The following is a 19,689-nucleotide window of genomic DNA, read 5'->3' as shown; positions in this document are numbered from 1 at the left end:
TAATAAAAGGCGAATTTCAACGCAGAGATAACCGAAAAGACACTCATGCCGACACCCTCCAGTATTTTGCCCCGTCCGTGCCGTCCTGTTCGGCGTTGACAGCAGCCTCGGCCGGACCGGCACAAAACCGGTCCGGCCTTTTTGCACTTCTTGCGGAGAAAACCATGTCCCTCTCCGAGGCGGCCCCCACAGCCACGCCCCCAGAATCCTCTTCCTCAGACGCCGCGACTTCGGCCCGGCGGGGCGACGCCGCTCCGCCCTTCTCACTGGCCTATGTGCTGCTTTGGTTTCCGCTGTCCTCGGAGACCTTCATTTTCAGGGAAATCGTCCAGCTCACGGCCTTGGGACTGCCTGTCCGTGTCTATACCATGTACGGCAAGGCCCTGAAAGGCTGTTCCCAGGAAATGCGGGACTTTCCCGGTCCGGTGCGCCGCATGGGGGCGACGGCCTTTTTCCGGATCTGGGCGGCGTTTTTCCGCGCCCTGCGACGGGAGCCGGGCAAGGTCTGGCGGCTGCTGCGTGAAGGCTGCTTCCGCCGCATGCGCAATCTGGAGTCCCTGGGCGAAAATCTCTGGTGCTTCATGGCCGGTTTTCTGCTGGCCGAGCAGTGCCGGACCGACGGCATCAGCCTGATCCATTCCTCCTGGGCCAACGGCCCGGCCACGGCGGCCTGGGTGGCCTCGCGCCTGACGGGCATTCCTTTCGCCTTCACCGGCAGGGCCGGGGACATCTACCCCCAGGACGGGCTGTTGCGCGAAAAAGCGCGTGACGCATTGTTCATCCGCACCAACAATCAGGCCAATGTGGGCTGGCTGCAAAGTTTCTGCCCGCCGCGGCAGCGGGACAAGGTGCGCCTGGTCTACAACAGCCTGACCTTTACCGAGCGGACGGAATGCGCCCTGCCCATGCGGCCCCCCTATCGTCTGCTGGCCGTGGGCCGCTTCGCGCGCACCAAGGGCTTTCCCGAACTGCTGACAGCCATGGCCAGGCTGCGGCGCGAACAGGTGCCCGTGCGGCTCACCCTGGTGGGCGACGGCGGCTGGCGCCGTAAGCTCACGGCCCTGCGGCGGCGGCTGCGCCTGACCGGCTGCGTGGACATGCCGGGCTTCCTGCCCCATGACCGGCTGCGCGAATTCATGCAAAATCACGACATGCTGGTGGTGCCCAGCGTGGTGCACAGCAACGGCGACCGCGACGGCATTCCCAACGTGATCATGGAAGCGCTTTCCCACCGCATGCCCGTGGTGGCCACGGACGTCTGCGGCATCTCCGAAGTGATCCGCGACGGGGAAACCGGCCTGCTGGTGCCCCAGCGCGACCCGCGCGCCCTGGCCCAGGCCGTGCGGCGCATGCTGGAAGACCGGGAGCAGGCCCTGCGCATGGCTGAAGCGGGCCGCGCGCTGGTGGAACAAATGTTCGACAGGGATACCAACATCACGGCCCTGCGCGATCTTTATCTCTCGGCCGATCGCTTCCGGCCAGCGAAACAGGGCTGAGCCATGCGCCGACGCGAGACATTGTACCTGGTGGTCAGCCTGGATGTGGAAGAGGAAGGATTGTTCGGCGGCCGCTATGCCCGCCGCGCGCCGCGCGTGACCAATACCGCGCAACTTTCCCGCCTGGCTCCCCTGCTGGAACGGGGCGTGCGGCCCACGCTCTTCTGCGCGCACAGCGTGCTGGCCGACCCGGCCTCACGCGCGATCCTGGCCCGGCTGCGGGACGCGTCCGGCGCGGAAATCGGGGCGCACCTGCACCACTGGAACACGCCGCCCCTGCGTCTGGACGGCCATGCGAGCGGACAGCCGGATATGGCGGACGTGACAAACAGCGTGCCCGCGGCGGCGGTGCCCGCCGCCCTGATGGCGGCCAAGCTGGACACCCTGTTCCGGGCGGGCGAGGATTTCCAGTCCGCGCCCCTGACCTCCTTCCGCATGGGGCGCTGGGATCTGCATCGCGCGCATTGGCCTTTGCTGGCGCGGGCGGGCGTTTTGTGCGACGCTTCGGTGCGCCCTCTGCACCGCGCCAAAACCAGCGTGGACGGCGTGGCGGCCGGGCCGGACCATTTCAACGCGCCCGCCGGTCCCTACTGGGTGCCGGTGGAGGGCGGACATATTTTTGAAGTGCCCCTGACGGTCACGCCGTTGCTTCGGGCTCTGCCCAAAGCGCTGGGAGCTCTGCCCGACGGGCCGGATTCATGGGGCCGGACCGTCCGGGCAAGCCTGCAGCACTGGGGTGCCCTGGCCCTGCTGCCCGTCCAGCATCCGCTCTGGGCCATGCGGGCCGTGACCAGTCTGTTCGCAGCCCGGGGGGGACGCGTGCTGTCGCTGACCTGGCATTCCTCGGAAATGCTGCCCGGCGGCGCGCCGCATCTGCCCGACGTCGCCTCGGTGGAACGGCTGATGACCAAAATCGAAGCCTATCTGGACTGGCTGCACGCGCATTGGGAGGTGCGCTGCCTGACCATGGACGGCCTGCGCCGGGAGTTGGGGACCTCGGCGGCCTGCCCGCGTCCGGACGCCGCGTGCGACTGGACGACAGGGGCGGAACAGGAGAAAGAATCCGGACAAGGGGGGACAACTTGGGGAAGCGACCGAGGAGAACCCGCATGACAGAACAGATCAATCCATCCCCTCCGGGGAACGGAAAACCCCTGCCCGCCGGCCTGCCCCATGTGGCCTATGTGCTCTTGTGGTATCCGCTCTTCACCCAGCCCTTCATTTTCCGCGAAGTGGAAGGACTCAAGGAACATCTGCCTCTGACCGTCTACAGCCTGTATGCGCGTAATCTGCGCCACTGCTCCACGGAGATGCGGGCGGCGGCGGACAGTGTGCGCACCTTCGGAATCAAAGCCGCGCCTCTTTTCGCCCTGGAACTGCTGCGTCAGTTGCTGACCCATCCCCTGCGTCTGTGTCGCCTCTTCCGTCGCAGCCTGTTCCGGCGCTGGCGCAGCCTAGAAACCTTCGGCGAAAACCTCTGGGCTTTCGGCGCGGGCCTGTATCTGGGGCGCCGGTTCCGTGAGGACGGCATTGACATGGTCCATGCGCCGTGGCCGCGCGGCGCGACCACGGCGGCCTGGGTGGCCGCCGACATCGCGGGCGTGCCCTTTTCCACGTCAGCGCGCGGCGACAATCTGGAACCGGCGGACCCGGACCTGGCGGACAAACTGGGCGCGGCCCTTTTTGTGCGCGCCAACAACGCGGCGGACCAGGCCCGCATCGAAGCCTTTGACCACAGCCGGGCCAGAGGCAAAGTAGCCCTGGTCTACAACAGCCTGACCCTGCCGCTGCCCGCCGTGGATTCCATGGCTTCCCGTTCCGGAGCCAGCGCGCGGAAAGCGCAACGCCTGGAACAGGGTCCCGTGCGCCTGCTGGCCCTGGGCCGTTTCGACGTGACCAAGGGCTTTGACGTGCTGCTGACGGCCTGCGGCATCCTGCGGGACCGTGGCCTGAACTTCAGTCTGACCCTGGCCGGAGGCGGCGGCAAAGTCATGGGTCTTGGGCACCTGGGCGCGCAGCTGGTCAAAATGCGCAAGGATCTGGGCCTGGAAAAACAGGTCGATATGCCGGGCCTGATTTCCCATAACGAACTGCCGCGCATTCTGGACGAGCATGACATTTTCGTGGCCCCCTGCGTGGTGCATGCCTCGGGTCGTCGCGACGGCATTCCCAATACGGTTATTGAAGCCCTGGCCTATGGCCTGCCGGTAATCAGCACCACGGTCAACGCGCTGCCCGAAGTGGTGCGTCATCAGGACACCGGCCTGGCCATACCGCCCGGCGATTCCGAAGCCCTGGCCGAAGCCGTGCTCCGGCTGGTCGGGCATCCGGAGGAAGCCCGGCGTATGGGGCGCAACGGCGCGCTGCTGGCCCGGGACATGTTCGATCCCCATACCAACAACCTGCGGCTGGCCGAGCTGTTCATCAGCTGGTACGCCCACTGGAAAAAAGCATGTGCGGCATAGCGGGCATCTGTCGTCTGGGCGGGGAAACGCTCTCCCCCGAAGCCGGAATCCGGGTCAAGGCCATGACCGACTGCCTGACCCATAGAGGGCCGGACGGCGAAGGCCTCTGGCAGGCCGGTCCGGTCTGTCTGGGGCATCGGCGGCTTTCCATCATTGACCTGGCGGGCGGCGCCCAGCCCATGCACAGCGCCGACGGCCGTCTGAGCGTGACGTTCAACGGCGAGATATACAACTTCGCCGGACTCAGGGACGAGCTGGCGCGGGGCGGCGCGCGCTTCCAGACCAATTCGGACACGGAAGTCATTCTGGAAGGCTACCGCCGCTGGGGCGCGGACTGCCTGACGCGCTTCGACGGCATGTTCGCCTTCGCCCTCTGGGACGCGGAACGCCGCCGTCTGTTCTGCGCGCGCGACCGCTTCGGCAAAAAGCCTTTTTTCTATACCGTCCAGCGCGGCTGCCTGTACTTCGCCTCTGAGCTCACGGCCCTGACCCGCGTGCCGGAGCTGGCCTTCACGCTGGACCCGCAGGCCGTCATGCGTTACCTGGCCTACGAATACGTGCCCACGCCCCAAACCGTTTACAGCGAAGTCCGCAGCCTGCCGCCCGCCCATCTGCTGCTTCTGGAGCAGGGCGACGTCCGCCTGGAACGCTATTGGGACATGCCCGTGCCGAACGAAGCCGATCCCAGGGACGAAGACGAACTCTGCCGGGAGCTGAACCATCTGCTCTCCCGCGCCGTGCGCCGCCGCATGGTCAGCGACGTGCCGCTGGGCGTCTTTCTCTCCGGCGGCATTGACTCCTCCATTGTGGCCGGGCTCATGGCCCGGCAGTCCGCCACGCCCGTCAAGACCTTTTCCATCGGCTTCACCGAAGCCAGTTACGACGAATCGCGCTACGCCCGCATCGCGGCACGGGCCTTCGGCACGGACCATCACGAGCGGATACTCTCGGCCGAGGAATGCGCGGACGAGCTGCCCGGCATCGTCAGCCGCATGGACGTGCCCATGGCCGACGCCTCGGTAGCGCCCACCTGGCTGCTCTCGGGCGTCACCCGCGAGCATGTCACCGTGGCCCTGGGCGGAGACGGCGCCGACGAACTCTGGGCCGGGTACGAGCACTATATCGGCTTCAAGGCGGCGGAGTGGTACAACGCCCTGCCCGCCTTTGTCCGGCGCGGGATCATCGAACCCCTGGCCCGGCATCTGCCCGCCTCGGCCGGGTATATCAATCCGCGCCTGGCCGTGGCTACGTTTCTGCGCGGGGCGCACGCCCCGGCCTGGCAGCGGGTACAGACCATGCTCACGGCCTTCACCCCGGAGATGCAGCACGAAATCCTGGACACGCCCTGGCTGGAAGCGCACGGCGACTTTCTGCGGCCCGACCGGCTGTTCGCTCCCACGCGCGAGCAATACGGGCACTGGCTGCCGGAAAGCGCGGCGGCACCCCTGGCACGCGCCTTTCACGTCTATGTCCGCCAGTTCATGCTGGACGACATCCTGGTCAAGGTGGACCGCTGCTCCATGCTCCATTCCCTGGAAGTGCGCGCGCCCTTCCTTGACCGGGACGTGGCCGAATTCGCGGCCCGGCTGCCCGTGCGCCACAAGCTGCACGGCTTCAAGCGCAAGCATCTGCTCAAAAAAGCCTTTGCCGACCTGCTGCCGCCGGAGATTCTGCACCGCAACAAGCGCGGCTTCCAGATTCCGGTGGCGGCCTGGCTGCGCGGACGGATGCGCCCGCTCATGGAAGATCTGCTCAGCGAAGCACGCCTGCGCGAGCAGGGCATTTTCAATCCCCGTGCCGTGCGCGCGCTCATGGACGAGCATATTTCAGGCCGGGCGGATCTGCGCAAGCCGTTGTGGACGCTGCTGGTCTTCCAACTCTGGTGGCAGGCCAGAAAAAACAATTGAGCCTTTTGCCCCGGCGGCGTTGGACTTCGTGGCGCCGTCGACAAAAAAACTCGCTTGGCCCGAACCTTGCCAGCGCACATGCCATGCTTATATTTTATAGTCGTTGCGATAGAGAAGACGCGCCCCGGCGTATTTTGAAGACAAGGAGAATTTTATGACCAGCCAGATAAAAACAGTTCTTCTGCTGGCCCTGCTATCCGGCATCATTATCGTGCTGGGCGGCCTGATGGGCGGCCGCACCGGCGTGATCATCGCCTTCGGCTTGGCCCTTGTGATGAATGTGGGCAGCTACTGGTACTCGGACAAGATCGTGCTTTCCATGTACCGCGCCCGGGAGCTGGCCCCCGAGGAAGCTCCCTACCTGCACCAAATTGTGGAAGAGCTGGCCCGCAATGCCGGCATTCCCAAGCCGCGCGTCTGCGTGGTGCCGGAAGAAGCCCCCAACGCCTTTGCCACGGGCCGCGATCCCCAGCATGCGGTGGTAGCCGTGACCGAAGGCATCATGCGCCTGCTTTCGCCCGAGGAACTGCGCGGCGTAGTAGCCCATGAAGTGGGCCATATCGTCAACCGCGACATCCTCATCCAGACCGTTGCAGGCGTGTTGGGTTCGGCCATTGTGACCCTGGCCAACATCTTTCAGTTCACCGCCATTTTCGGCGGCAACCGCGACGGCGAAGGCGGCGGCAATCCCATAGGCGCGCTGGTGCTGGCGCTGCTCGCGCCCATCGCGGCCGGGCTGATCCAGATGGCTATTTCGCGTTCGCGCGAATACCTGGCCGACGACACGGGCGCGGAATTGTGCGGACAGCCGCTGGCCCTGGCCGGAGCCCTGGCGAAGCTGGGCGCGGCCAGCGGGCGGATTCCCATGCAGGAGGGCAATCCCAGCACGGAGCAAATGTTCATTGTGGCGCCCATGTTCAGCATTGACGGCAGCATGGCCAACCTGTTCAGCACGCATCCGCCGCTGGAGGAGCGCATCCGGCGTTTGCAGGCCATGGCCGCCGCCCGGCGTTAGAGCGTTGTGGCATTTTTCAGTATCAAAACGCTCCGGGTGGATTTTTCGCGGAATTATCGCAAAGTGAATTTGCTTCGCCGCGAAGTGATACGTTCAAGCGTGACATGCCCTGATTTGTTTTGCTATCTGCTTCACAACAAAGGTCGAGGTTATGAAACTACGCGTCCCGCTGGGAATCATGCTGGCTCTGCTGCTCACCGCCTGCGGCGGCAAAAACGCGCCGGAGGAGCCGCCCGCTCCCCAGCCCACGCCCTGTCCCTTTGTCTATGTTTATGCGCCGGGCAATTACATTATCGACATCGCCGGCGGCGCGGAAGTGGTGCTCGACCCCATGGCGCAGGACTTTTCCCTCTTCTGCGCGCCCGCGGACGCCCGGGCGGCTCTCAACGCCGAAATCGCGGCGGGCCGCCTGCCCGAGGGCGATTGGCGCATCTACCGGGTGGAAGGCCAGTTCGACGACCTTGCCCAGAAGTCCGGCCCCAACCAGTACATGCTCAAGCGCATGGCCCCCATTGTGGATTGGGTGACCGAAGACATCTGAGCATTTGCCGCTTGAGAGGCTCATTTACGGCGAGCGAAGCGCGCCTACTTTCGCGACAAGAGTTTGTCTGCAAATCCTTGCAGAGCAATTAACGCATTTCATGTGCGCGCGGCTTCAGACGCATCGTGTATGTAAAACGCCCGCTCCTTTCGGCAAGGAACGGGCGTTTGTATATATGATTTCAGGGCGAATCAGCAGAGCATCCAGTTTCTGCTGCAAAGCCGCCTTTTTCCGTGCAACTGCGTTGCAAAAAAGAAATTGACCTCGCGGTATGTTCAATACGGCTTCGCCCAATTTCTCCTTTGCGCCTTGTTGCCCGGAAAAATTCAGCTTTTCGCGGACGGCGTTTTAATGAGGGCTGAGCCTAGGAGCGGTAATCCGAATTCAGGGTCACATATTCATGGCCCAGGTCCGAAGCCTGGAACGTATAGCTGCCGGGGCCGTCACCCAGGTTGATATCCACATCAACATCCCTTGCCTTGAGCAGTTCGGCCAGCTTTTCCTCCTGATCATCGTTCACCGGGCGGCCCAGGCGGAAGCGCTCCACGCCGCAGAGGCGCAGGCCTACCTTGGCGGGGTCGAAGCTCGCGCCGCTGTAGCCCACGGCCGTGACGATGCGCCCCCAGTTGGCGTCGCCGCCGTAAATGGCCGTCTTGACCAGTTGGGAATGGCCCACGCTGCGGGCCACCAGCTCGGCGTCCGCGTCATTGCGGGCTCCGCTCACGCTGATGTGGATGACCTTGCTTGCGCCTTCGCCGTCCATGACCAACATGTGCGAAACCGTGCCCAGAATGGCGGTAAGGGCCTCTTCCAGCAGGGCCAGATCCGCTTCAGTGCGGGCGGCCGCGCCGGACGCGCCGTTGGCCAGGCCCAGGATGGTGTCGTTGGTGGAGGTATCGCCGTCCACGCTGACCCGGTTGAAGGTCTTGTCCACGGCCCGGCCGAACATGGCCTGCCAGGGCTCGCGCTCCACGGCGGCATCCGTAAGGGCCACACAGAGCATGGTGGCCATGTTGGGGCAGATCATGCCCGCGCCCTTGGCCATGACTGTCAGTCGCACCGTGCCGCCGGAAAGCGTCACCTCGCGCATGGCGAACTTGGGAAAGGCGTCCGTGGTCATGAAGGCACGGGTAAAGCCCTCGGCGTCGCGGCTGCCCAGGCTTTGAGTCAGGGCGGGCACGGCCTTGCGCCAGAGATCCATCTTGAGGTGGGCTCCGACCACGCCGGTGGAAATGGGCAGAATCTCCTGCGCTTCAAGGCCCGTGGCCTCGGCCACCATGTTTTGCGTGGCCCGGCAGTTGTCCAGTCCCTCCTCGCCGGTGCAGGCATTGGCCTGACCGGAATTGGCCAGCACAGCGCGGGCCGTGCCGCTGGTCTTCAGAATCTCCTGGCAGGCCAGGACCGGCGCGGCCTTGAACAGATTCCGGGTGAACATGCCGGCCAGCACACAGGGCCGGTCGGAAACTATCAGGCCAAGGTCGTCGCGGCCCGCCTTCTTGAAATTGGCCGCCGCGGCTCCGGCTTTGAACCCCTTGGGAAGATCGTCAATCATAACATCCCCTATTCCGCTGTGCCCGCCCGGCACGATGCGGCCAGCCGGGGCATATGCGAATCGCGGGAATTTCACACTGCTGCGAAATTCCCGCGACTACTAATAACTATCCTGTAAATCTGAGATTTTTTGTTCGCCGGCAAGGAAAACAAGCTTTTTATGCAGGGAGTGTACTCTCATGGTACTCGACCGGGATAAAAAGCGCCGTTTGACGCAGCCAGCGGCAAAAAGGCTCAAATTTACGACTTGGCCTTTTGAATTTCCTCGGCCAAGGCCGCCGGCACGCGTTCGTAATGGTCGAACTGCATGGTGAAGGTGGCGCGGCCCTGGGTACGCGAACGCAGATCCGTGGCATAGCCGAACATGGAGGCCAGAGGCACCTGGGCGCGCACGCTCTGCGCGCCTCCGGCGCGGGCTTCCATGCTCTGCACACGGCCGCGGCGGCCGTTGAGATCGCCCATGACGTCGCCCAGGTATTCCTCGGGCGTGACCACTTCCACGTCCATGATGGGCTCGAGCAGCACGGGACCGGCCTTGTGCATGGCGTCCTTGATGGCATGGAACCGGCCACGTAGAAAGCCTGCTCCGAGGAGTCCACTTCGTGGTAGGAGCCGAACACCAAGTTGACTTTGAGGTCCACGCAGGGGAAGCCCGCCAACACGCCGGACTTCATGGCGTCCTGAATGCCCTTGTCGATGGCCGGGATGTATTCCTTGGGAATCACGCCGCCGGTGATGGAGTTGACGAACTCGTAGCCCTTGCCCGGATTCGGCTCCACCTCAATGACGCAGTGGCCGTACTGGCCCCGGCCGCCGGACTGCTTGGCGTGCTTCATGTCCGACTTGGAGGGCTTGGAGATGGTTTCGCGGTAGGCCACCTGAGGCTTGCCCACATTGGCGTTGACGTTGAACTCGCGGGTCAGGCGGTCCACGATGATTTCCAGATGCAGTTCGCCCATGCCCGCGATAAGGGTCTGGTTGGTCTCCTCGTCGCCCTTGACCCGGAAGGAGGGATCTTCCTTGGCCAGCTTGTTCAGCGCGGCGGAAAGAGCATCGCGGTCAGCCTTGGTCTTGGGCTCGATGGCCACTTCAATGACCGGCTCGGGGATGTTCAGGGACTCCAGGATCACTTCGCGCTTTTCGTCGCAGAGCGTGTCGCCGGTGGAGGCGTTCTTCAGGCCTACCAGGGCCACGATGTCACCCGCGCCGGCCCACTTGATGTCCTCGCGCTTGTTGGCGTGCATCTTGAGAATGCGGCCGATGCGCTCTTTCTTGCCGGTGTTGGCGTTATACACGCTGGTGCCCGATTCCAGGAAGCCGGAATAGATGCGGAAGAAGGACAGATGACCGATAAAGGGATCGGAAAAGAGCTTGAAGACCAGACCGGCCAGAGGCTGCTTGTCGTCGCAGGGGCATTCGATGATCTCGTCTTCCTTGCCGGGCACGTGACCGATCATGGGCGGGATGTCCACGGGCGAGGGCAGATAGTCCACCGTGGCGTCCAGCAGGGGCTGCACGCCCATGTTGCGGAAGGCCGAACCGCAGAGCACCGGCACAATGTTCCGGGCGATGGTGGCCTTGCGGATGCAGGAGATGATTTCCTCTTCCGTGAGGGTTTCGCCGCCCAGGTACTTCTCAAGCAGGACTTCGTCTTCCTCGGCCACGGCTTCCAGCAATTCGTGGTGCTTTTCGTCATACAGATCCTGCATGTCGGCGGGCACGTCCTCTTCCACGAATTCGGCACCCTTGGTGGTCTTGTCGAAGCGGATGGCCTTGCCCCGCACCAGGTCCACCACGCCTTCAAACTTGTCTTCCGCGCCGATGGGCAGCTGCAAAGGCACGGCCTTGGCGCCCAGACGGTCATGGATCATGCCCACGCAGCGGAAAAAGTTGGCGCCGATGCGGTCCATCTTGTTCACAAAGCAGATGCGCGGCACGTGATAGCGGTCAGCCTGACGCCAGACGGTTTCGGACTGCGGCTCCACGCCGGCCACGGCGTCGAACACGCAGACGGCGCCGTCCAGCACGCGCAGGGAGCGCTCCACCTCAATGGTGAAGTCCACGTGGCCGGGGGTGTCGATGATGTTGATGCGGCAGTCTTTCCAGAAGCAGGTGGTGGCGGCGGAGGTGATGGTGATGCCGCGCTCCTGCTCCTGCTCCATCCAGTCCATGGTGGATTCGCCGTCATGGGTTTCGCCGATCTTGTGGGAAACGCCGGTGTAAAAAAGGATACGCTCGGTGGTGGTGGTCTTGCCGGCGTCAATATGGGCCATGATGCCGATATTGCGCTGTTTGTCTACGGGAACAGTGCGGGACACGGTATTTCCTCCATACTGCGGAAGGTGTGGTACCAAACCGACGCCGCTTCCTCACGGACGCGGCGTCGGCGGCATGCGATTCAAATCGGAACGGCCTTACCAGCGGTAGTGGGAGAAGGCCTTGTTGGCGTCGGCCATGCGGTGGGTGTCTTCGCGCTTCTTCACCGCGCCGCCCCGGCCGTTGTAGGCATCCAGCAGTTCGGCGGAAAGTTTGGCGGTCATCCCTTTTTCGCCGCGCGAGCGGGAATAGTTGATCAGCCAGCGGATGGACAGGGAGACCTGGCGCTCGGGACGCACTTCCATGGGCACCTGGTAGGTGGCGCCGCCCACGCGGCGGGCCTTGACTTCCATATGCGGCTTGACGTTGTCCAGGGCCTTTTCAAAGGCGCGCATGGGGTCTTCGCCGGTTTTTTCAGCCAGGGTTTCCAGGGAGCTGTAAAAAATCTTTTCGGCCGCGCCTTTTTTACCGTCGTACATCAGCCGGTTCACGAATTTGGTGACCAGACGGCTGGAGTACAGCGGATCGGGCAGCACTTCCCTCTTGGGAACGGGACCTTTACGGGGCATGGGGTTTCTCCTTCATGCTTGTATTGCGGCGTCACCAACCCCGCGACGCGCCGGCGCCCAGAGCAAAGCGGGCGGCCGTGGCGCGGCGCATGGCGCACGCCGGGCGGATTGGCAAAAGGTTTTGAAATGCCGGAAGCCTACTTGGGACGCTTGGCGCCGTATTTGGAACGGCTCTTGCGACGGTCGGCCACGCCGGAAGTATCCAGGGTGCCGCGCACGATGTGGTAACGGACGCCGGGAAGGTCTTTCACACGGCCGCCGCGGATGATCACCACGGAGTGCTCCTGCAGGTTGTGGCCTTCGCCGGGGATGTAAGCCGTCACTTCGATGCCGTTGGTCAGACGCACGCGGGCGACCTTACGCAGGGCCGAGTTCGGCTTTTTCGGGGTGGTGGTGTAAACGCGGGTGCATACGCCGCGACGCTGCGGGCAGGCCTGCAACGCCGGGGTCTTCTTGCGTTTCACCACGGCTTTCCGCTCAATGCGGATGAGCTGATTGATCGTGGGCATGTATTCCTCCATAAGGAACAGTTAGACAGGGAAAACTCCAAGGGGTTGGACATAGCCCAGGCAAGGCGGGGCTGTCAAGGGGTGAAGCGCTTTCGCGCAGGGCAGACGCATGAACAGGACGCGCATTTTTTGTGTCCAAAGCAAAAAAATGCTCTTTCACCGGCCTTCCGTAACGCTGCGGGAATAAGGCTGAAAGACCCGCTTGTCCAGCCGGACGGCTATCCGGCGGCCAAGGCAGCTCGAAAAAAGACGCGCGCTCTTACTCCTTGCCGCGCATTTCCATGACCAGCGCGTGCAGGGTCCGGGTCTGCCCGGCCAGGTCCGCCACGGAGCGCGCCGCGTTGTTCATGGCCTGGGCGGTCTGCCCGGCCACCGTATCCACCTCGTTGATGGCGTCGGCCATCTCCCGGCTGGAAACGGCCTGCTCCTCGCTGGCCGTGGCAATGGCCCGCACCTGGGTGGCGGCGCCGTCCACAATGGAAACGATTTCGCGCAGGGCCTCGCCGGACCTGCCGGTCAGTTCCGTGGCCTGTTCGATGGTCTGCACGGCTTCATCCACCTGGCGCATATTTTTGTCCGCGCTCTGCTGGATGGCCCGCACGGCGTTATCCACATCCGTGGTTGAGGCCATGGTTTTTTCGGCCAGCTTGCGCACCTCGTCGGCCACCACCGCGAAGCCGCGCCCGGATTCACCGGCCCGCGCGGCTTCAATGGCCGCGTTCAGCGCCAATAGATTGGTCTGGTCCGCGATATCCGAGATCACGCTCATGATCCGGTTGACCGCCTGGGCATGCTGGCCCAGGGTCTGCATATCCTCTTTCAGCCTGCGGGACTGCTCCTGCACGCTACGGATGCTCCGGGTCACTTCCAGCACCACATCCGCGCCCTCCTCCGCCTTCTGGCGGGCGCCGGCGGAAAGTTCCGCCGCCGAGGTCGCGTTGCGGCTCACCTCGATCACCACGGCACTCATCTGTTCCATGGCCGAGGCGGTTTCGGAAATTTTGCGGGCCTGAACCTCCGCGCCCTTCTTGGACTGGAGAATACCGGCGGAAAGCTCGCCCGAAGCCCGGTTGGCATTGCTCACCACGTCCTCGATGCGCTGGCAGGCCCCCAGAATCAGGTCATTCTTGGCCGCCGTCTCCTGCGCGGCCACCTCGGCCGAACTCAAGGCCTCCTCGGCCTCCCGGCTTTTAGCCAGGGCCATATCGGTCTGTTCGCGGGCCTCCTCGATCTTGCGTTTGAGCGTGCCGACCATCACCCCCAAGGCCGCGTTCAACTGGCCCACCTCGTCGTTCTGGACGATGCGGGGCTCGCGCAGGTTGCCGCCCGCCACTTCCCTGGCGTAGAGCACCAGAAGGCGCAACGGCCCGGCGATGCTGCGGGTGAGAAAGACGGCCAGCAGCACACAGACCAGCAGAATGCCGCCGCTCATGGCCAGGGCCACATTCCGGCTCTGGACAAGGGTCCTGGCCAGGGCCGTGTTGGAGCGCATGAGATCTTCGTCCACCAGTTTGATGGCCTTGGTCAGGCCTTCGCGGATCAGCAGCAGATTGGTGGCGATCCCTTCCCGGTAGAGCTTCTGCATGCCCTGCACGTCGCCTTTTTCATGGGCGGCCACAATGCCGGGCACAGCCGCATGCAGGGCCAGATGCGGCTGTTCCAGGGCGTCCAGAATGGGAGCCACGGCGGGCAGACGCTGTTCCAGTTCCTCGCGGCCTTCGCCGTAAAACCATTTGCCGAACGTGCACTGATGTCCGTCGGTAACCACATTGAGCCTGGTCACCGTATCGTCCAGAAGGTAGGCCGCCACATTGGCCGCCCAGATGAAATGGGCGTTTTCCGCCTTGAGCAGAGTCAGTTCGGACTCGCTGCTGCGGTCCAGGTCGTCGGAAACCCCGGAGATGTCGCCGATAACTTTGAAATTATAAACCGTGTACAGGCCGAACAACAGAAAAATCACTCCGAAGGCAAGGCTCAATTTGTACACAAGCCGGATATCTCGCCAACGCATACTCGTATCTCCCGCGAAAAAGTCGCACGGTTGGCCGCGCGGTGCGCGGCCGATATATGATCCTGTTGATCAGCTTTACGGCAGACTTTGTCCGGGGATTAGCCCTGTCCGGCATATTTTTTGGCTTAAAACGAAAACGGCAGGCCGATCAGAATCTTGAAATCGTGTTCCGACTGAAAACCGTTCTTGTACACGGACCAGCTGGGCGCGTCCGTGCCGTTGCGATATTCCGTGTAATGCAGCTTGACGAAAGCGCCTTCCAGGGGGCCGTCGGGCTTGACGTAGCCGAGATCGCCGTTCACGGCCCATTCGCGCAGGCGCTCGGACGTTCCCCAGCCCCGCCCGTCCCAGCCCATGGCCCCGCTCACGCCCACGTAAAAGCCCTTTACGGGAAGGATGTCGTCCAGGCGGCGCTCCACGCCCGCGAATACCGCCTTTTCGTCGTCCGCGTTCCAGTCCGAGCGGGAATCCCACCAGACCTCATAGGCGCCCTTGGCTCCGCCGTTGCGGTCCGCCAGGCGGTAGGCGAACTGTCCCTGGCTCCAGGGCCCGGACATGGGCGCGGCGGTATAGGTGCCTTCCAGGCGGAAGGTCCACATATCCAGCTCGTACAAGCCGAAGAGATAGTGCTGAAAGGCCAGGCCGTCAAAGTTGTTATTGACCCCGCCGCCGTCGTCGCTGTCGGCCATGGCGTAGAGATGGTAGCCGAACTTCAGCCGTCCCGGCCCCGCGGGCAGTTCCCAGCTGCTCTTGAAATGGGCGTTGTGCAGATGGCCCGGCGATTGGCCGTAGGCCGCCTCCAGGGTAATGCCGTTGTCAAAGGCATAGCGCGCGCCCAGGCTCCAGACGCCGGGCACATGGCTCTCGCCGTCGTTCTTCATCAGTTTGTATTCGTCCAGAAACCAGGGAGCCTTATAGGTGTCGGCCACCATACCGGCCACGGAAAAGCCGCCGAAATCCAGGCCCGCGTTCACTCCCCGCCAGGAGCCGGGCATGATGGACCAGTTCACGCCCAGCACGCCGGGCCCTTCGGGCTGTAACCAGCCCGCGTGCAGCCAGGCCGGACCGGCCTTGGCCTTGAGCGCGGCCTTGTAGATGGAAACGCCGCTCAGCGTGAAGTGCCTGCTCCAGTCCGGGTGCCAGGGGTCCTGCCAGGGTACGTAGCCCATTTCATGGTCCGGCGCGCCGTAGTTGAACAGATCATGGGAGGTGAAGGCGCCGAAATCGAAACCCAGATGATCCCAGGCATAGCCGGAAACCAGATCCAGATTGGCCTGAAGGGAGCCGTGGCGCAGGTTGGTGCGGTAGGTTTTGCGGTCCACGTCGTAGCGCTGGCGGTCCCGGCCGAAGAAGTACAGGCCGCCGCTGAGATGGGCGTCGTTTACCAGGGGGCTGAGCGGACTGTCCTCGGGCAGGAGCGTCCGGGCCGGGCTGCCCTTGTCGGGACTGTCCGCGACATCCGCCGCATCCGCGTGCACGGGCCACAGCGCCCAGAGCAATGCCCAGAACAACGCCGGAAGACAAAGCAGCCGCAGGGTGCGGAAACCGCCCCGAACCCGGCGGTGCTGCCGTTCCGCCACGGGCTAGCGCTCCCCGACGGCGGGCCCCGGCCGCGTTGCGCCGGATGGGGCGGCGCGGTCTTCGCCTTCGGCCCTGTTTTGCTGAAGATACGCCAGGCATTGCGCTTCCGGCAGGGCAGGGCTGTAGCGCCAGCCCTGGAAGATATCGCAGCCCTCCTCGCGCAGGATGGCGACCTGTTCGTCGTTTTCCACAAATTCGGCCACGCAGCGCATGCCCCGTGCCCGGCAGAGACGGGTGATGGAGGAGACGATATCGCGGCAGATGGGATTGGTGACCAGTTCCTTGGTGATTTCGCCGTCGATCTTCACATAATTCACCGGGAACTGTTTGAGATACTTCAGCGAACTGTGCCCCATGCCGAAGTCGTCAATGGCGATGGGAAAGCCCAGATCATGGAGGCGCGCCACCACCCGGCTTTCCGGCGAGCCGGAATCCAGCGCGCTGGATTCGGTCACTTCCACGCTCATCAGCGCGGGCGGGACGCGGTAGCGGCGGGTTATCTCCATAAACCGCTCCGGCAGCGAGTCCTGCAGTTGCAGGGCGGAAACATTGACCGCCACGGTCAGATCAGCCAGGCCCGCGTCCAGCCAGCGGCGGCGCGTGCGGCAGGCGGTTTCGAAAATCCAGATCCCGAGGGGCCGGATCAGCCCGGATTCTTCGGCCAGAGCCACGGTCACTGGCGCGGGAATGGACCCATAGGCCGGATGCCGCCAGCGCAACAGAGATTCCACGCCCACCGCTCTGCCGCTGCGGGCGCAGATTTGCGGCTGGTATTCCAGAAAAAGTCCCTGGGCGTTGCGGCTCTCCCCTTCCAGATCAACGATCAGGCTGCGGGCCAGGGTGCCCGCATCGTCCTGCTGACGGCTGTAAGGGCCGCCGTCCCCGCCGCAGATCCGCCCGGCCAGAGTGCTGAACGCCGCGTTGGTGCGGCGGATGTTGACCTTGTTGGTCAGCACCACAAAAGGCGCGTAAATGCAGATGCCCAGGCAGAGATTCACCAGTTGCAGCAGAGAGCCGTTCAGGGAGCCGGTCGCCAGATAGCCGTTGAGCAATACGGGCGTGGTCCATTCCGTGGCCACGCTCGCGCCCGGCACCAGGCCCCAGCCCGCCGCCAGATAGCTGACGCCCGCCAGAATCAGTGGCGTGCACACAAAGGGGATCAGCATCAGCGGATTGAGCACCACAGGCAGACCGAAGAGCAGAATTTCATTGATGTTGAACACGCCGGGCAGCAGGGACAAAAACCCCAGGCCCCGGCTGGTGCGGGTTTTGCCGAACAGAATCAGCGCGCCCGCCAGGCAGATGCCCGCGCCCGAACCGCCCATGAACACGAACACATCCATGAAGTTCTTGGTCATGATGTGCGGCAGGGGCAGGCCCACGGCGGCGGCGGTTTCATTGGCAAGCATGGCCGCGCCGTAAATGTCGTGGGTAATGGGATCCAGCACATTGGCTCCGTGGATTCCCAGAAACCAGAGCACATGCAGGGACAGGATGTAGAGCAGGCCCCGCTCCAGGCCGTCGTGCAAGGCGTCGAAAGGCAGGCGGATGTAATGATAAGCCAGTTCGTGCATGGATGAACCCGCGCCGTGCAGCAAGGTGCCGACGGCGGCAAAGACCAGCAGGGTCAGGATGCCGGGCAAAAAGGAACTGAAGGTGCGGGGCAGGGCAATGTCCGGCGCGCCGCCGCGCAAGTGCAGATGGAGCTGCTTGAAGGAAAAAAAGAACAGAAAGAGCCGCGTGGAAGCCAGACCCACCAGCAGGGCCACGAACAGGCCGGAAACGCCGAACCAGCGCAGATTGTCCGGCGAGGCCGACTGCGGGAAAAGACAGAACAGGGCCGCCAGATTGACCAGCCCGGCAATGACCGGATTAGCCCGGAAAATCCGGCTGGCGCTGTTGAACTGGTCCACCAGATGCTGGCCGATGGAAAAGACCAGGCTCAGGGACATGATCGCAAAGGTGCCGCTGTAGAGCGTCTCGCCGAACAGGGTCCAACGCGGGCCGAAAACGTGGGCCATAAAGTCCCTGTAGGCGGTAAGAGGAAAGCTGTTCAGCAAAATCGCCAGAGAGCCCAGAAACATGAAGGGCAGCATGACGATAAGCGCGGAACGGATGGCGGCCAGAGTGGGGATGCCCGCAACCTGGTCGGCCAAGCGCAGAGCCCGGCTGACCAGGCGGTTACGGAGGGTGGAGGTGGCATCCTTTAGTTTCGCGTTCACAAAAACCCTTGACTGCGGCGGCCATCCCGCGCTGGACGCGGCGACGCTCCGGTAAAAGCCCCGGCGGGGCCGGCTTCGGTTGGCGGGGCCATATACGCAATCCCCGCGAAAACGACGCAACGGGACGCCCCACATCGGAACATCCCGTTGCTGTGCCGAAAGACCTTATTGTAGCATAGTGCTAAAGCCCGCTTTGTCAATGCGCGGGACGCCCGGCCCAAAATGGCGCGTGGAGCGGAAAAAACGGCGTACGGAGAATGGCTGCCGTGACCCCCGTTTCCCGCAGGACCGATGCCCGGCAAGGAGTTCAAAAACGGATGAAAGCTGAGCCCGGTGTCGCGTCAAGCGGCGCATGCCGCGAACCCGTAAGGATTCGTGCGCCGCTGCGGGCGGCGTTTTAATGAGGGCTGAGCCTAGAGGCAGGGCGTCAAAAACGAGGCCCGCTCCTCGCGCACGATACCCAGAATTTCCTCCATCCGGGCCAGGCTCGGACGGCCGTGGTTGCTCGCCAGCAGGCGCAGCAGGCTGTCCACGGTCTCCAGACGGGTCGCGGCGAAGCGCGCGTCTCCGAGCAGGCCGCGCCGCGCCAGCATCTCCACCAGTTTGCCCTGACTGGCGCTCAGCGCCGCACGCACCTTGTGGAGCGGTTCCAGGGTGTCGCTTTCAGCGGCGGCCAGCACCATAACGGACGTGGTATACAGACGCTCCAAAAAGAGGCCGTAGAGATGCGCGCCCAGCAGGCGCAGATTGGCCTCGTTTTGCGAGGCGGCCGCCAGCATGGCCCGCACCTGGGCCTCGCTGCGCCGGACAATGATCTCCCGCCCGGCCGGGCCGGTGGGGTCTTTCGCCAAGACGTTCTTTTCTTTGGCGGTCAGGCCGGGCAAATGGGTCTTGGGGCTCAGTTTGCGCAAAAGGCGGTTTTCGCGCGCCGCGTCCTCGGCCTTGCCGAAAAACAGGGCGTAGGCCTGATCCGATGCCGCCATGCCGCTGAGCACCGCCGCCTGGTCACGGTCGCCGGGCTGAGGGCAGATGTCCCCGGGCAGGGTCAGGCCCTCCTGATAGGCAAAGCCCGCGGCCTTGAGCAGGCCGATGTCGTCCAGACTCCGGCGCAGAGCCCGGATGTCCAGCAGAGGGCGCATTTTCTTGACCACGGCGGCGGGAGAGAGACGGCCGCCGGATTCGACGGACGGCGGAGCCATGCCGTCTTCCAGGCCGGAAGCGGGGTCAGCCGAATCGGGCGCGAGCGCGCCCTCCTTGTCCCAGTCCGGAGCGGGATGCGCGGTTTCCTGTGCGCTCCGGCCCGGCACGGCGGCCGCGGGCTCGGACAGCATGAAAGCCAGGGAGAGAATCAGGACCAGGGAAACAATCGGGATACAACGTGCGAAACGCGGCATGCGGCCTCCGGACGCGCGCCGGAAGCGTGCGGCGCGCCCGCGGAAAAAAGGTAAGCGGCCCGGTCCGCGAGGGCCGGGCCGCAGGGAACGTTGATAAAGTCAACGCGACCAA

The 19,689-nt window shown here is 64.0% G+C and carries 13 protein-coding genes and 1 pseudogene; 6 read left to right on the top strand and 8 right to left on the bottom strand.

Going from position 1 to position 19,689, the window contains the following annotated elements:
* The first annotated feature begins 164 nt into the window (after nt 1–164).
* The 6 genes from KH208_RS00155 to KH208_RS00130 all read left to right on the top strand — a co-directional run bounded on the left by KH208_RS00155 (nt 165) and on the right by KH208_RS00130 (nt 7,424).
* Nucleotides 165–1,496 (top strand): glycosyltransferase family 4 protein, encoded by a 1,332-nt coding sequence (locus tag KH208_RS00155; RefSeq protein ID WP_291432837.1) that lies wholly within the window; start codon nt 165–167, stop codon nt 1,494–1,496.
* Nucleotides 1,497–1,499: 3 nt separating this feature from the next.
* On the top strand, nt 1,500–2,609 hold the full coding sequence (locus tag KH208_RS00150; RefSeq protein ID WP_291432836.1) for a glycosyl transferase family 1: 1,110 nt from the start codon (nt 1,500–1,502) through the stop codon (nt 2,607–2,609).
* The gene (locus tag KH208_RS00145) at nt 2,606–3,961 is read left to right on the top strand and encodes a glycosyltransferase family 4 protein (protein ID WP_291432835.1); all 1,356 of its coding nucleotides are present in this window, start codon (nt 2,606–2,608) and stop codon (nt 3,959–3,961) included. The genes KH208_RS00150 and KH208_RS00145 overlap by 4 nt, the downstream gene beginning before the upstream one ends.
* On the top strand, nt 3,949–5,868 hold the full coding sequence (gene asnB / locus KH208_RS00140) for an asparagine synthase (glutamine-hydrolyzing) (protein WP_291432833.1): 1,920 nt from the start codon (nt 3,949–3,951) through the stop codon (nt 5,866–5,868). The genes KH208_RS00145 and asnB overlap by 13 nt, the downstream gene beginning before the upstream one ends.
* Before the next feature lie 154 nt (nt 5,869–6,022).
* Nucleotides 6,023–6,883 (top strand): zinc metalloprotease HtpX, encoded by an 861-nt coding sequence (locus KH208_RS00135; protein WP_291432831.1) that lies wholly within the window; start codon nt 6,023–6,025, stop codon nt 6,881–6,883.
* 151 nt (nt 6,884–7,034) lie between these two features.
* A complete protein-coding gene (locus tag KH208_RS00130) occupies nt 7,035–7,424 on the top strand; it encodes a DVU_2496 family lipoprotein (RefSeq protein ID WP_291432829.1) in 390 nt (129 codons plus the stop codon).
* A 364-nt stretch (nt 7,425–7,788) separates the two neighbouring features.
* On the opposite strand, the gene argJ is transcribed toward KH208_RS00130, so the two are convergent.
* The 8 genes and pseudogenes from argJ to KH208_RS00090 all read right to left on the bottom strand — a co-directional run bounded on the left by argJ (nt 7,789) and on the right by KH208_RS00090 (nt 19,577).
* Entirely contained in the window at nt 7,789–8,973 is a 1,185-nt protein-coding gene (argJ, locus tag KH208_RS00125; protein WP_291432890.1) for a bifunctional glutamate N-acetyltransferase/amino-acid acetyltransferase ArgJ, read from the bottom strand.
* Nucleotides 8,974–9,215: 242 nt separating this feature from the next.
* A pseudogene (gene fusA / locus KH208_RS00120) lies at nt 9,216–11,293 on the bottom strand (elongation factor G).
* A 96-nt stretch (nt 11,294–11,389) separates the two neighbouring features.
* Nucleotides 11,390–11,860 carry a 30S ribosomal protein S7 gene (rpsG, locus tag KH208_RS00115; RefSeq protein WP_008683437.1) on the bottom strand — a complete coding sequence of 157 codons (471 nt, stop codon included), beginning with the start codon at nt 11,858–11,860 and terminating at the stop codon, nt 11,390–11,392.
* Between the two features lie 137 nt (nt 11,861–11,997).
* A complete protein-coding gene (rpsL, locus tag KH208_RS00110; RefSeq protein ID WP_008683436.1) occupies nt 11,998–12,369 on the bottom strand; it encodes a 30S ribosomal protein S12 in 372 nt (123 codons plus the stop codon).
* Between the two features lie 259 nt (nt 12,370–12,628).
* Nucleotides 12,629–14,380: a methyl-accepting chemotaxis protein gene (locus KH208_RS00105; protein ID WP_291432826.1), complete on the bottom strand. Its 1,752-nt coding sequence runs from the start codon at nt 14,378–14,380 to the stop codon at nt 12,629–12,631.
* A 125-nt stretch (nt 14,381–14,505) separates the two neighbouring features.
* Nucleotides 14,506–15,960, bottom strand: coding sequence for an OprD family outer membrane porin (locus KH208_RS00100; RefSeq protein ID WP_291432824.1), 1,455 nt, complete (start codon nt 15,958–15,960; stop codon nt 14,506–14,508).
* Nucleotides 15,961–15,963: 3 nt separating this feature from the next.
* A complete protein-coding gene (locus tag KH208_RS00095) occupies nt 15,964–18,183 on the bottom strand; it encodes an EAL domain-containing protein (RefSeq protein ID WP_291432822.1) in 2,220 nt (739 codons plus the stop codon).
* A 413-nt stretch (nt 18,184–18,596) separates the two neighbouring features.
* On the bottom strand, nt 18,597–19,577 hold the full coding sequence (locus KH208_RS00090) for a hypothetical protein (protein ID WP_291432820.1): 981 nt from the start codon (nt 19,575–19,577) through the stop codon (nt 18,597–18,599).
* Nucleotides 19,578–19,689: the final 112 nt, after the last annotated feature.

It is taken from the genome of Desulfovibrio sp., assembly GCF_018379785.1.
GTDB lineage: Bacteria > Desulfobacterota > Desulfovibrionia > Desulfovibrionales > Desulfovibrionaceae > Desulfovibrio.
This window is presented reverse-complemented; position numbering and strand designations above follow the sequence as displayed.